Genomic DNA, 14652 nt, shown 5'->3' on the forward strand with positions numbered 1-14652 from the left:
ACGAATGCCAGCTTTACCGTAACAATGAGAAGTAATGATGGTACGGGATCTGGTTGGGTCACTAGAGATTATAACGATGTTGCTAAATTCAATGCGGCAGAAGCTTCCAAAGTAGCAATTGACAAGGCGGTAATGTCTAAAGAAGCAAAAGCTATTGAACCTGGTAAGTATACGGTTATTTTAGAACCCGCGGCATCAGTAGGTCTCCTTGGAAATATGGCGTTTGCATTTAATGCACGTACCGCTGATGAAGGAAGAAGTTTTATGTCTAAAGAAGGTGGAGGAACCAAACTCGGAGAAAAAATTGTTGATGAACGAGTAAATATTTGGTCTGACCCATTAAATCCTGAAGTGCCTACCGGTACTTGGAACGGATCTGGACAACCTCTCAAGAAAACGAGTTGGATAGAAAATGGAGTCGTAAAAAATCTTGCATATAGTCGCTATTGGGCACAACAAAAAGGAGTAGATCCAGTGCCTTTTCCTAATGGATTTATTATGCAAGGAGGCGATGCATCTCTCGAAGATTTGATAAAAGGAACTAAAAAAGGAATTCTAGTAACTAGATTATGGTATATTAGAAGTGTTGATCCTCAAACCCTTTTATATACAGGATTGACCAGAGATGGAACTTTTTATATAGAGAATGGTAAAATCAAACATCCTGTAAAGAACTTCAGATTTAATGAAAGCCCAATTATTATGCTTAATAATTTGGAAACTTTAGGAAAACAAGTAAGAATTGATGGTAATTTAGTGCCATACATGAAAATAAGAGATTTTACTTTTACAAGCCTTTCTGATGCTGTATAATTGAAATTGCGAAATTAATTTATACTATCTAGCGTAATCATTTAATAAATCTTTTGAGTGTTGTTGTATGATTATGCTAGGTAGGATTTATATATGTATCGTAATAGAATCCTAATTAACTTTAATTTTAGATCATCTTCTTAATTAATGATCTATATTGTTATTTCACCTATTTAATTTAATATTGAGTACTAAGTTTTTCTTTACGCGATTGCAATACGAGTCTGGAGATTGGGATGTTGATCAACGAATGCCTTCTAATCTATTAAACTCACTAGTAGAGTACACTACTTTAAAAGTAGATACTCAGGAAAAAATAATTTCCTTAAGTAGTGATGAAATTTTCAAAAGTCCGTTTTGTTATATCTCTGGTCATAAGTTAGTTCAGTTCACGAAAAAAGAACGAGAAAACTTTAAAAAGTATGTGAATAATGGAGGATTTGTTTTTGCAGATGATTGTAATCATGATATAGATGGATTATTTTCAAAATCCTTTGAACGGCAAATGGCAGATATTTTTGGCCCTCAAGCACTAAAAAAAATACCTAACAACCATGAGTTATATAAGGTGTTTTTTGAGTTTGAAGATGGTCCTCCAACAACTTCACAAGAATTGAATGGATGGGGAGATGATATCGTTCATGATTATCTAAAAGCTATAGAGATTAATGGAAGAATAGGGGTTTTATATAGTAATAAGGATTATGGATGCGAATGGGATTATGATTTTAGAAATAAACGATGGTATAAAATAGACAATACCAGATTTGGTGTTAATATCGTCATGTATGCATTGACGTCATAAAAGAATGTATGTAAATGGATAAAGAGTTAGCAAGTATAGAACACGAAATAGATACACTTACTGGAAAGTTACAAAACCTACGAAAAGAAATAGGTAAAGTAATAACCGGTCAAGAGGAAACAATCGAGCAACTATTAATTACTTTTCTCGCTGGAGGGCATGCTTTATTAGAAGGAGTTCCAGGTTTGGCGAAAACCTTAATGATTCGAACATTGGCAGAGGCGATAGATTTACAATTCAAGAGGATTCAGTTTACACCAGATTTAATGCCCTCAGATATTATAGGTACTGAAATATTAGAAGAAGATTATAGTACCGGTAAGAAATTTTTTAAGTTTAATAAAGGACCTATTTTTTCTAATATCATCTTGGCAGATGAAATTAATCGTACGCCTCCAAAAACACAAGCAGCTTTGTTAGAAGCCATGCAAGAATTTGAAGTTACCTATTCTGGGAAAACCTACGAACTAGATAGGCCATTTTTTATTTTAGCTACCCAAAATCCAATTGAACAATCCGGAACTTTTGCACTTCCCGAAGCGCAACAAGATCGTTTTTTATTATATATTAAAATTGGATATCCAACAGAATCGGATGAGACAACGATTTTGAAAAATACAACGGGTATACAGGATATAACTTTAAATAAGGTAATTTCTGGTGCTGATATACTTAGATTACAACACTTGGTAAGAGAAGTACCTATTAGTGATGATTTGGTTTCTTTCGTAAGTAAAGTAATTAGAGCTACCAGACCAGAGACAACAACAAATTCTTATGTTAAAGAATGGGTGAGTTGGGGAGCAGGACCAAGAGCTGGACAAGCCATGATATTAACTGCTAAAGCAAGAGCTTTAGCGCAAGGAAGATTAGCAGTTACTTTAGAAGATTTGAAACACGTGGCGATACCTGTATTAAGACATAGAGTGATTGTAAATTTCCGTGCAGAATCTGAAAGAATTACATCTGATGATGTTACAAATCACTTATTGAATCAAATTCAAGTCGGAAAATAAGGAAATAAAAACGCAAGTACGTGAGACAGGATTATCATCAATTATTAAAACCAGAATTGATTAAAAGTGTATCTGGCTTGTCTCTTATCGCCCGGATTATTGTTGATGGATATTTATCTGGATTAAATCATAGTCGCAATGTTGGAACTGGAATGGAGTTTAATCAGTTTCGAAATTACGAACCAGGCGATGATTTGCGATTATTAGATTGGAAAATGTTAGCCAGATCTGGAAGGTATTATATCAAGCAGTCAGAAATAGAATCTAATATTTCGATAAAATTTATAATTGATGCCAGTGCTTCAATGTTGCATACAGAGCACAAATTTTCTAAAATGGACTATGCTAGGGTATTGGTCGCTTCCTTAGGATATATCTGTCAAAACCAAGGAGACGCTATTGGTTTATTTGGTTTAAATGAACATCAGTTGTATGATTTGTATCCTAAAATTCAAAAACAACATTATAATCGTTTCCTTTTAGAACTTACTGCCATAGAAAACAAGGGGAAATGGCCAGAAAATCCTAATGTTTCTAAAAGTCTACATACTAGAAATCGTAAAGAAATGATATTTTTTATTTCGGATCTTTATGAACATACGGAAGAGCTAACTTCTTTTATAAAGCAGCTTAAAACGCCAAAAAATGAGGTCATTATATTACATCTTATGGGTGAAAATGAGCTAACCTTCAATTATAAAGGAACCGTAACTTTTGAAGATTTAGAAACAGGTACAAAACTTAAAATAGATACAAAAACTGCTAAAAAGGAATACTTAGCCGCGATGGAAGCAATGATAAAAAAATTAAAAAACACATTGCTTATGAATGATATAGACTATCATTTATGTCAATTGAACCAACCTGTAGAAGAAATGCTTCGGTTATTTCTTAAAAAACGAAATAAATTAGTCTGATATGTCTTTTTTGTATCCTACATATCTTTGGGCTTTATTGGGAGTTATGATTCCAATCGTTATTCACTTTTGGGGTAAAAGAGAAGGGAGAACAATCAAAGTTGGTAGTACTAAATTATTAAATGAATCAGACTCAAAACAATCTAGAAGTATCCAATTAAATGAACTCTTATTACTACTCTTAAGAATAGTATTAATTGGAGTTCTTGTATTACTTATTTCCGGAGTTCAATTCAAACAAAAAACAAACTTTACACCAGTTACATATCTAGTAGAGCCTTCTCTGGTTAAAGATGATCGTATGGCTAGTATATTAGACTCTATAGAAGAAGGAGAATCTCTGAGACTATTGAAAACTGATTTTCCTCTGTTGGATAAAGATCAATTAGATATTGATCAATTAAGTGTTCCAAATTACTGGAAGTTAGCTAGAGAAATGGAAATGTTACCAACAGATAGTATCGTGGTGTTTACCAAAGCTTCTATAGCGGGAATGAAAGGAGCTAGACCAATCATTAATAAAACTATTAATTGGATACCTATTGATATTAATATATCTAATGAGCATGTTTTAAGTGCTCTGGTAAAAGAAGATACCTCTGAGATTGTTAGATTAAATAGTAACAAATATCAGTTGACTTTTAATAAAGAAAGGGTCTCAACTAAAAAACTTGAGTTAACAAATACAGAGGATAGTGTTATTTTTTCCAAAAAAGGAACTCGACAAATAATCCCCATCACTAGTTTTGTTCCCAAAAAAGTAGCATTGGTTTATGAAGACAGTCTTTCTGATCAGAAAAATTTGATAGTTTCTTCATTAAAAGCCATCTCAAAATATATAAATAAAACTATTGCGGTAAAGGAGTTTACAAACACCAATATTAATGATATGACTGGTTTTGATCTTGCGATATGGTTATCTAATGATCCGCTACCAAATACATCAACAAAGATATTGGTATATAAACCAGATGAATTTGCAAAACATAGTATCGAACCAAGTAATTCAAACGAGCTTTTCTTTCTTACGGAATCACTTAATGTTGAAACTATTCTTACTAAAAATGTTTCTGAACAGATTTTAGAGTTGTTAGGTTATCATAAAGAATTTACGAAAGATATCAGAAAATATGATAAAAGAAGTATCGATGTTTCTGAAATTCAACCTTTGGCTCTTAATAAAAATGTAAAGAAGAAGCAGTTTGAGCTTTTAGATATTTCGAAATGGCTATGGTTACTCTTTGGTACAATATTAATTGCAGAACGTGGAATAGCAAAATATAGAAAACAATAATGAAGTTGGGGTATAATATATTGGTAGGATTTAAGCGCAAATGGCAGTTGTTTCTTTGCGTAGAAACCTTATTATATGCTTTAGGCCCTGCACTAATAATTTACTTATTATTTCATAATATCCTCTGGTCATTAATAGTTTGTATGGTGATATGCGGAATAATGCTAATTTTTACAAAACCATGGAAAACTAGCTTAGAAAATGTAGCCAGTTATATAGATCAACATTTAGATGCTACAGAGTATAGCACAGGACTTATACTAAAGACTGACGGAGAATTATCTGGATTAGCTAAAATTCAACAAAATAGAATTGAAAATACGCTTGTTGAAAAACGAAACAAAATACAACCACCGAGTTCTATAAAAAAGGGAGCATTAATTCTTGTTCTATGCGTTTTAATAGGTTTGATATTAAGTTATACAGAAATATTTGATAGGTTTAATCATTCTGGTGTACCACAAAATAATTCAGAAAAAGTAGTTTTTAAAGCTACTGATACGACTGCAACGGTAATCAAACCTCCAAAACTAATACAACAACAATTAGTAATTACATATCCTAGATATACCAAGATCCCATCTTTGACAACTACTGATATGGGAATCAATGCGGTGGAAGGTTCTCGAGTACTATGGACACTACAATTCGATAAAGAAATTAAGGAAGTCTTGATTGAAAGCGCTGGTAATAGTCACTCAATGAAATTAGTTGATGGGATCTATAAAGGAGCATCTGAATTAAGTAATTCAGGTTTTTATAATTTTAAGTTTGTTGATTTTCAGGATAAGTCATATGTCTCTGAATTATATCCTATAGATGTAATAAAAGATAAAAGTCCCGATATACAGGTTTTGGGAATCAAGCAGTTCACTTCTTTTAATTACAATGAAAATAAAAAAGTACCATTTACTACAAAAATAAGAGATGACTTCGGAATTGATGATGCTTATATCATTGCTACCGTTAGTAAAGGCTCAGGAGAGTCTGTGAAATTTAGAGAAGAGAAACTTAAATTTTCTAATTTACAAAAAGGAAGTAAACAGATGAATTTGTCAAAACAAATCAATCTGGACCAGATGAATATGGAACCTGGTGATGAACTTTATTTCTATGTCGAAGCTGTAGATCAAAAAAGACCTGAAAAAAATATAGCAAGAAGTGAAACCTATTTTGCAGTTATAAAAGATACTATTTCGGATTCGTTTGCTGTTGAAGGAACCATGGGAGTTGATTTAATGCCAGATTATTTTCGAAGCCAGCGTCAGCTCATAATTGATACAGAAAAATTACTGAAAGAAAAATCTAAACTATCCGCTGAAGCATACAAATCGAGAAGTAATGAATTAGGTTTTGATCAAAAAGTACTACGACTAAAATATGCCGAATTTATGGGAGACGAGACAGAAGTGGTTCATGCTGCTGAAGGAGACGACCATGAACACGATCATGAAGGAGAACATGATCATGAAGAAGATCATGATGATCATGAAGAACATGACGACCATGAAGGACATGAGGATCATGAGGAAGATCCTCTGGCAAAATATACACACAATCATGATCATGATAATGAACACAATCTTGTACAAGAAGAAGAAAAAAAGAAAGATCCTTTAGCAGAATATTTACATAACCATGATGATCCTGAAGAATCTACATTATTTACCCAATCTTTAAAAAGTAAATTACGACAGGCACTTAACGAAATGTGGGATGCCGAATTGTATTTGAGATTATATACACCAGAAAAGTCTTTACCTTATCAATATAGAGCGTTAAAGCTTATTCAAGAGATAAAAAATAGCGCGCGTATTTATGTACATCGAATCGGGTTTGATCCACCACCTATAAAAGAAGATAAAAGATTAACAGGTGAGATAGATAAAGTGCATGGGTATCGAAAAACGGCTGAATTAGAAGAAGAAGATATACATAAAAATATGCGTTTGGCTATTGCTACATTAGAAGCTTTAATCTTCACAAAAAATAAAGTTACTATTACAGAAAAAGACAAATTAATTTTTAAAGAAGCAGCCAATGAATTAGCTGTAAAAGCTACGCAAACACCAGGAAAATATCTAAAAACATTACAACAATTAAAATGGATATCAGAAGATGTAGAAACTCCTTTAGAAGCTTTAATTGAATTGNAAAAAGGGTTACTCTATGCAATTCCTGAAATGGAAGCAAGTGCTATCAAAAAAGAACAACCAATGAGTGAGATCAATGAGTTATTGTTAAAAGAACTTGAAAAAGAATGAGTAGCGAGATTATCTTTTTACATAGTCATTGGATCATTCCTATAACAATTTGTAGTCTTGTCGTATGGTTGATGTGTATTTGGAAAGAGTGGGTTCATTTTGGAAAGCGTACGTTTTGGATACGAATTTTAGTAGCTTTTTTTGCAATTATATCGATAGCAATAATAGCGTTAAAACCTGCTTTACCAGCACTTCCTAAGAATACCAAAATAGCAATACTTACTCCAAATTATCATCAAGAAGCTTTGGATAGCCTTCAAAAAGTGTATAAAAAAATTAAATTACTTACGTACAAGGAAAATTATCCTATTCTTGAACAGCTTCATACATTAGATACTATTTTTGTATTGGGGAATGGTATAGCTCCTTATGATTTTTGGCAATTAGAAGGTTATAAAACAACATTTATTAAAAGTGATATTCCTTCGGGTATTATAAAATATAGATATAATCAGAAAGCTACTACTGGAGAAAAAATACTATTTAAAGGAATATATAACAATCCAAAAAAAGGTGCTCGATTGTTTTTAGAAGAACCTGGAGGAAGCAATGTCGATTCTATTATCTTACAGGGTAATAAAAATGAGGAAATTCAGCTGTCAACAAAACTTAAAATAGTTGGTAATTATACCTTTAGAATAACTGAAAAAGACTCATTAGGAAATATACTTTCTAAAAATCCTCTTCCTATTCAAGTAGTACAAAGGAAAAGTTTACGAATATTAATAGTTAATGAATTTCCAACGTTCGAAACAAAATATCTGAAAAATTATTTAGCAGAAAATGGGCATGAAGTATTGGTAAAAACCAAAATAACGAAAGGGAAGTTTAAATTTGAATATTTCAACACAGATCGTATACAGATAGGTACTTTTACAGAAAAAAATATAGAATCCTTTGATTTGATAATTTTAGATGCGGTGATTGCTAAAAATCTTGGTAAAACATCAAAATCGGTATTAGAGGCGGCTATACGAAATCAGGGATTGGGTCTTTTTATTCAACCAGATGAAAACCTCTTTCAATCTAGAAAAAGCAGCATTTCCTTTGATTTTAAAAGAGAAAAAAATTCTGAAACTCGTCTAAAAGACGCTACACAATCAAGAGTAATGAAATATCCTTTTTCTTTTAAAAAAGAATTTACTCTACAACCAATACTCTATAGTACTGATGGAGCTATTGTTGCTGCATATAAAAGAGTAGGAAAAGGTAGAGTTGGTACAGCAATTTTTCAAGGAACTTATGAACTTTTGTTAGATGGAAAAAGCACAGCATATAAAGAATTATGGTCTGATATTATCAATGACATTAGTAAAAAGCAAAATACTGGTATATACTGGGATGCCAGCAAAACTATGACTCGTAAAGATCAACCTTATGAATTTACAGTTAGAACTTCTATACCTGATCCAAAAGTTAAGACACAAGAAGGATATCGTATAGGAATGAAAAGAAATATTGATATACCAAGCATATGGAAAGGGAAAACTTTTCCTAAAAAAAATGGTTGGAATCATATAAATATAGCTCAGGATACTACAGCTGTTTTGAACTATTTTGTAGTGGATACAACTGTTTGGCGATCAAATATGATATATCATAAAATTCAAGCAAATAGTCGAAATTTTGATATATCTTCTTCGAATAATGTAAAAACAAACTCTCCTGTAGAACCGATAAACCCTATCGGATTATTTGTGTTTTTTATAAGTTGTTTGGGATATTTATGGTTGATTCCTAAAATAACCTAAAATTAACTTAAGTATATACTATAGCCATCTATCAAGAAAAGATAGATTTTCTAATGTTCTTAGCTTTTAAAACAGGTTTCATGAATATGGTAGAAGCTTATAAATAGTGAACTGCATCAATATGAAAACCTTCGACAGGATGATCATCTAAAAGAATAATGGTTTGTTGATTAGACATATTTTTAAGCATCTGAAGTAGTAAATTTTGAGTTTTTATGTTAAGTTCTTTTAAAGGCTCTTCAAGAATCAAAATAGGTTTTTTAGTTAATAAAGCTCTGCAATACATCAATATTTTTCGTTGCCCAGAGGTTAAGTTAGCTCCTAGATCACCAATTTTACTATCTAATTGGAGTTGATTTTGGTTTTTTTCAAACTGTTGTAAATGTTCTAACAGAAGTTTAGCATTTTTTCGGGTACTTTCTTTTCTATTGTATACTAATGCTTCATATACATTTCTACCATATAAAGGAAAATCTTTTGAAACAATTGCAATATTCTTTCTAATTGTTTTTTCTGATAATAAACTACTGCAAACACTGCCAAATCTTATACTACCATTAGAAGGTGACATAAATTTTGCTAGCAAGCGAATAAAGGTGGATTTTCCTGTTCCTGATACACCTTGTAAAAGTGTGGTGCTTTTAGGAACAATAGTTAGATTAATTTTTTTGAACACAGGTTTAGATGTATTGGGATAGCAATAATTAACATCACTAAAAACGATTTTTTCTAAGTTGAGCATTAAGTTTTCAAATTGCAGTTGATTCTCTTTAGGCAAACAAAAAATATTAATAAGTTTAGAAAAAGATATATTTCCTAATTTCCATACAATACTGACTCTTAAACTTCGTCTTAGTACAGGTAGTGTAGAGATAATTAATAATATCAGTATCAGGAGAGAAGATCCTTCTATAGGCATACTATTTTTTTTTGATGATATAAAAATATATAGCATTATAATTCCGAGCATACTGTATGTAATTGCAGGAATAATAGCCTGAATTATTGAAATAATTTTGGCATAACTTTTTCCTATATCATAAAGTGTGTTTGATCTTTTTCGATATCGTTTTTCTTCTGGTTGATATTTATTAAAAGCCTTGAGGGTTAATATACCGCGTAGACGTGTATTGACAAAGCTTAACATTCCTGAACGACTATTTCTCCTGGCTAGAGAAACTTTGTATAACATTTTATTGAGCATCCAGAGGATTACAGAAGAAATAAGAATACAGACAGTAATGATGAGGGCTAAATAAACATCAAAACATCCAATGACAATAATGGCAATACTCAGCAAGAACACATCTTGCAAAAATCGGATTACTCCGTTTTTTATATAATTTTGAATGCTTTTAAGATCTCCACTATACCGCAGAAGGTACTTGCCAGTACCTTTATTATTGTATACTTCCATGGTAATTTGTAATTGATTAGCAAAGAGTTTTTCTCTTAACTGTTTACTAAAGCTTTCCCCTATTAGTGAAATACCATATCGGTTTAAATATTCAAATATTAATCGAAGTATAACTAATGAAAAGAAAAAGATAAGAAAGGATCCAAAATCAGGAGCATCCATGAATGGAATAAACTTAAATGCTGCCAATCGATGTGAAGAAAAACCAAAGCTAAGTTCGTAGAATTTACCAATACTAATCGGGATCATAATGGTGAGTATATTGTAGTAAAAGCCTGTGAAAAAGGTGAAAATCAGTAATGTAATATGTCTACGAGCAAAGCTATTGATGATATTCCATTTATTGGGTGACATACTATATATAGATAAGAGTTTTATATCGGTTATTGTATCGAGGTAAAAGAATTTTTGGTTTATCCAAGGACCTCCTCCTGAGGAAAGAGAAGGTCTTTTGGACAGACAAATACTGGGGTAACAAACACTATTATTAAGTAGCAGTATTGTCTAAAAAACGTGCTCTTTGATCAGTATCCAGAAGATCGCATTGTTGTTTCTTACCAAACCACATATATCGGTTAGAGGCAACAAAATCATATATACGATCTCTAAATACCTTAGGAATTATTAAACACCATCGTATTAAATACCAAGGGTATCTTAAATTTTCACAGATTCTTAAAATAGCATCACTTTTTTGGTATATGATACCATCTTCTACTAATATTATAGAAGAAAGATCTAGAGATATAGAGTACTCTTTTAATAAAACCTTTGCAGTTTCTGATTGTAACGAGGCAAAATGGTAATGCTTGTTTTTTTCTCTTTTAAGAATAAACTGTACCCAGCTGTTACATAAATTGCAGACACCGTCAAAAAGAATTATAGATGTGGGGATCTTTTTAAGAGTGACTTTTTTTGAGAATGAAACGGTTAATTTCTTTTCTTTAATGTTCCATAGTTTTTCAATATCAAAAAATGATAAGAATATTAATCCAGTCATTTGATAACGAAAACTTATTCCCATTATAAAAAAGATACCCCAATGCATCATCCAGGTCATAATTGACCATGCCATTCCCCAACGTCTTTTTATAAGAGCTAGTGGTGCTCCCAGCTCTAAAATAAAGGTAAGAATACCCATTCCTAGAAATAACCAGGTATGCTCGAATAAAAAGTCGAATAGAGGAGCAGCTTCAGAGCCTAATACTTCTTTGCGTATAGCATCTACGGCAACTTGAGATCGCATAGCAGTTCCATTAGCCCATTCTAAGGCTAAATCTCCAGCAAGTTTAGCGATCCCAGATAAAAAATAAGAACCTGCAGTAACCGCGCAAATTAATTGTATTGGCCATCCATATTGCCAATTTGCCTTGGGAATATGACACCCTTTTTTTAATTTTTTAAAGGCATCCCAGGACCAGGCGTCTGCAGAAGCGACTAATCCAAGTATAACCATATGTAAAATAAGAGCATTACGGTTATGATAGACCATAGACCAACTATTGCGGTATGTGAAAAATAATAATATAATAACCGCAAATAAGGGGCCGGTAAACTTAAACTTCCAGCCAATGATATAGGCTATATTTAACAAAATGACCCCTATAGTGATCCATAAGAAAATTGTAGGAGGAATTGGTTGTTCCATCCAACTTAGTATTCCTATAGGGTCATAAGCTTCTACATTTTTGACCATCTTTTGAAGCATACTAAAACGTGAAAGTAAATACCATAAGCAAAATATACCAGTGGCAATTCGTAATAGCGCTAACCGCTGTGGAGTTACATTTATAAACCAATGATCTCGTATTGTTTTGAAATAAGAACTCATCATTTTTTGATTTTGTGAAAGGCTACCTTTCTTTCATGAACAGGTAATGTATCTTGTTTTAGAAAAAAATTCTCCAAATGATAATACCCTTTAACTAATTCTACGCGTATCATTTTAGAATATGGATATTCATTCTTTGTGGCGATTCTTTCGGCTATTTCTTTAGTAAATTCGGTAGCTTTGCCAGATCGAGCTGCTTTTGTTATTTGTCTCCTAACCTGATTAAATCCGCCAGTTCCCGCTAGTTTGTATGAAATTTTATATCTATTATGAGCAGCATCATATCCAACAAAGTAGTACATACCGTAAGTAGCTTGTCTTTTCTTAGAAAACATGGGATAGTATGATAGCGGGAAACTATCTGTTGGTTTTTTAGCCCAATTTTCGAGTACAGGTGATAAGATGAGTACAATGACAAATATGCTTATCCATAATGCTTGATTCTGTGAATATTGCATAACAATAGTTTTTAAAATGAAAATGATAAACAGATACTTACTTTATACAGCAACATTAACGCGCTCAGAAAGCAGATCAATTAACAAGTCTGATTCTAGTAATTTACTTAACGTAAGTACCGGAATTGAGGACTGACTTTCTACTTCGGTCACTAGAAGTGGGCTTCCGGTAAACAAACCAGCTAAAGCAAACAGACGGTCACCAAAAATAGGTGATAACAACTGCTCTCCACTTTGTACAGCAAGGCTATCACAGCATGATAGAATAACATGATCAATAGTTTCTGTAAATAAAGAATGATTTAAGAGGGCACGTGTTTCTTGTTGGTATAATCCATCTGCAACTTCTATAACTACATAATCCGGATCATTACTTGCTATTTCTGATAATAATCCCTCGTATAAATCCATAATGGTTTCTGTAGAACAGAGATAGGTAGAAGGGAATCCAAATTCAGAAAAATCACTAACTATATCAGCACCGCAATCATATGCCAGCATTCTGTCTTTATTAAATACGGTTCCAGTTAGTTTAATATAGGCGACTTTATATCCGGACGTTTTTAAGCCTCTACATAAATAGGCTGCAGTAGTGGTTTTACCGCTGTCCATACTAGATCCAATGGATAATATAGTTTTGAAATTTCTGACTTTATTTGAATTGAATTTTACCGATCTTCTATGATAATATTTGGTATTGATTACTTGATCTTCCTTTCTGGTAGCGTATCCCACTAATTTTAATTTAGTAGGTCCTTTAAGTTCTAGTTTATAAAACATGGATACCACCGTACCAACGACACCACCTTTACCTATTAGGTCATATGTTTCTTGGTATTTTTCTGGTACATAACCTTCAAATTGATTACTTGCATATCGATTACCAAACGCTAGCATTATTTTATCTCCGGGGAATATATAACTATTTCTGCCTTCAAAATCCTGAATTGCATTTAAAGAGCCTATACTTATAACTTCGAATATGGCTACATCACCTGCAATAGGTTGATGGTTTTGATTCATTGTTCTATCAATTTTATAATCGACTACATTTTTACAGATATTTGATCTTTTAATAGTTTTCATAATTAAGGATATTGGTTAAAAATTAAATATTGATTCTTATTAGATGTTTTATGTGTTTAGCAATCAGTTTAATAGGTCTTGGTGTCTGTGATCTGTACAATTGGTAAAGAAGTCTTTGGAATACGATTACCTATAGATTTTGATCGAGGAGACTTTTGTCTTAAATCCAGTTGATAAGAAAACCTGAACATCAAGACAGAAAAATTGTTAAAAGCTCTTCGTACTCTTCCATTTCTTGGATCTACTACATTTATTTCGCGATACTTGCTACCGATGTTAAATTCTGTTTGCTGCATATAACTTATACTGGCATTGGCTCTTCTGAAGGGTCTGAAGCGTATGCCTAATGTGACTCTATGTGCGTGTAGACCATCAGGAGATTGTTTTACTACCTTATCACCCGATGCATCTCGGTATTGTAATGGTCTTCCGGAAAGATAATAATGCACCTCATTAGTTATAAAAGGAGTGGTTTTAAGTGGTAATCCCCAATTTCCACCATGAATACGAAGTCCATAACGAATACGATATTCAAATTTACTTCTCTCTGGGAAGTGCCATTCCGCTCTTAGACTATTAGCAAAACGTACCTTACCTAATCTGGCATTTAACCGAAAACGACCAGTGATTCGGTTTCTTGCTTCCTGATCCGGATCTGAAGGATCTGATGATCTAAGGTATCCCGTACCAAAACTCATCCTTTTGCTCATTCTATACCTTATGTTTACACTATTTTGCATCGAGGATAGTTCAAAAGGCTCTTGATTAAACAATAATAATTGACCAGCGGAAAGTCTCCATTTTTTGGTAAGTTTTGCTTGAGCGCTATACCCTGTCCATAATTTAAGATCTTCTTGTGCGATTGCGATACTTGTAAAGAAGTATATAAATAATGCGGATATTATCTTCAGTTTAGTCACTTTAGTAATTCTTATTGAGTTAATATTGTTATCTCTATAAGAAAGAAAAGAAGATAGTGTGACAGGCTTTTTTTAGATTT

11 protein-coding genes are annotated in these 14652 nt (G+C 32.4%); 6 read left to right on the forward strand and 5 right to left on the reverse strand.

Annotation, left to right across the window (positions count from 1 at the left end; all coding sequences use genetic code 11):
- From GBO31_RS26635 to GBO31_RS26665, 6 genes are all read left to right on the forward strand, one after another.
- A partial coding sequence (locus GBO31_RS26635; protein WP_219011686.1) for a metallopeptidase TldD-related protein occupies nucleotides 1–813 on the forward strand: 813 nt, incomplete at its 5' end.
- 184 nt (nucleotides 814–997) lie between these two features.
- Nucleotides 998–1618 carry a DUF4159 domain-containing protein gene (locus GBO31_RS26640; RefSeq protein WP_219011687.1) on the forward strand — a complete coding sequence of 207 codons (621 nt, stop codon included), beginning with the start codon at nucleotides 998–1000 and terminating at the stop codon, nucleotides 1616–1618.
- 14 nt (nucleotides 1619–1632) lie between these two features.
- Nucleotides 1633–2634: an AAA family ATPase gene (locus tag GBO31_RS26645; RefSeq protein ID WP_219011688.1), complete on the forward strand. Its 1002-nt coding sequence runs from the start codon at nucleotides 1633–1635 to the stop codon at nucleotides 2632–2634.
- A gap of 20 nt (nucleotides 2635–2654) precedes the next feature.
- Nucleotides 2655–3551 carry a DUF58 domain-containing protein gene (locus tag GBO31_RS26650; protein ID WP_219011689.1) on the forward strand — a complete coding sequence of 299 codons (897 nt, stop codon included), beginning with the start codon at nucleotides 2655–2657 and terminating at the stop codon, nucleotides 3549–3551.
- Between the two features lies 1 nt (nucleotide 3552).
- Entirely contained in the window at nucleotides 3553–4845 is a 1293-nt protein-coding gene (locus tag GBO31_RS26655) for a BatA domain-containing protein (protein ID WP_219011690.1), read from the forward strand.
- Nucleotides 4846–7105: 2260 nt separating this feature from the next.
- Nucleotides 7106–8860, forward strand: coding sequence for a hypothetical protein (locus GBO31_RS26665; protein ID WP_219011691.1), 1755 nt, complete (start codon nucleotides 7106–7108; stop codon nucleotides 8858–8860).
- Nucleotides 8861–8957: 97 nt separating this feature from the next.
- On the opposite strand, the gene GBO31_RS26670 is transcribed toward GBO31_RS26665, so the two are convergent.
- The 5 genes from GBO31_RS26670 to GBO31_RS26690 form a co-directional block, all read right to left on the reverse strand.
- Nucleotides 8958–10631 (reverse strand): ABC transporter transmembrane domain-containing protein, encoded by a 1674-nt coding sequence (locus GBO31_RS26670; protein WP_219011692.1) that lies wholly within the window; start codon nucleotides 10629–10631, stop codon nucleotides 8958–8960.
- A gap of 133 nt (nucleotides 10632–10764) precedes the next feature.
- Entirely contained in the window at nucleotides 10765–12108 is a 1344-nt protein-coding gene (locus tag GBO31_RS27145; protein WP_246616003.1) for a DCC1-like thiol-disulfide oxidoreductase family protein, read from the reverse strand.
- Nucleotides 12108–12566: a hypothetical protein gene (locus tag GBO31_RS26680; RefSeq protein ID WP_219011693.1), complete on the reverse strand. Its 459-nt coding sequence runs from the start codon at nucleotides 12564–12566 to the stop codon at nucleotides 12108–12110. Before GBO31_RS26680 ends, GBO31_RS27145 begins: the two co-directional genes overlap by 1 nt.
- 42 nt (nucleotides 12567–12608) lie before the next feature.
- Nucleotides 12609–13652: a hypothetical protein gene (locus tag GBO31_RS26685; RefSeq protein ID WP_219011694.1), complete on the reverse strand. Its 1044-nt coding sequence runs from the start codon at nucleotides 13650–13652 to the stop codon at nucleotides 12609–12611.
- A 68-nt stretch (nucleotides 13653–13720) separates the two neighbouring features.
- Complete coding sequence (locus GBO31_RS26690; RefSeq protein ID WP_219011695.1) at nucleotides 13721–14572, reverse strand: DUF2490 domain-containing protein; 852 nt, start codon at nucleotides 14570–14572, stop codon at nucleotides 13721–13723.
- Between the last annotated feature and the right edge of the window lie 80 nt (nucleotides 14573–14652).

Origin of the sequence: Aquimarina litoralis, assembly GCF_019295435.1 — a bacterium.
In the GTDB taxonomy this organism is placed as follows: Bacteria; Bacteroidota; Bacteroidia; order Flavobacteriales; family Flavobacteriaceae; genus Aquimarina; species Aquimarina litoralis_A.

Bases quoted from the DNA above. Each gene is read 5' to 3' on its own strand.
- GBO31_RS26685 (WP_219011694.1), bottom strand. From the start codon at position 13,652: ATGAAAACTATTAAAAGATCAAATATCTGTAAAAATGTAGTCGATTAT.
- GBO31_RS26680 (WP_219011693.1), bottom strand. From the start codon at position 12,566: ATGCAATATTCACAGAATCAAGCATTATGGATAAGCATATTTGTCATT.
- GBO31_RS27145 (WP_246616003.1), bottom strand. From the start codon at position 12,108: ATGAGTTCTTATTTCAAAACAATACGAGATCATTGGTTTATAAATGTA.
- GBO31_RS26645 (WP_219011688.1), top strand. From the start codon at position 1,633: ATGGATAAAGAGTTAGCAAGTATAGAACACGAAATAGATACACTTACT.
- GBO31_RS26665 (WP_219011691.1), top strand. From the start codon at position 7,106: ATGAGTAGCGAGATTATCTTTTTACATAGTCATTGGATCATTCCTATA.
- GBO31_RS26670 (WP_219011692.1), bottom strand. From the start codon at position 10,631: ATGTCACCCAATAAATGGAATATCATCAATAGCTTTGCTCGTAGACAT.
- GBO31_RS26655 (WP_219011690.1), top strand. From the start codon at position 3,553: ATGTCTTTTTTGTATCCTACATATCTTTGGGCTTTATTGGGAGTTATG.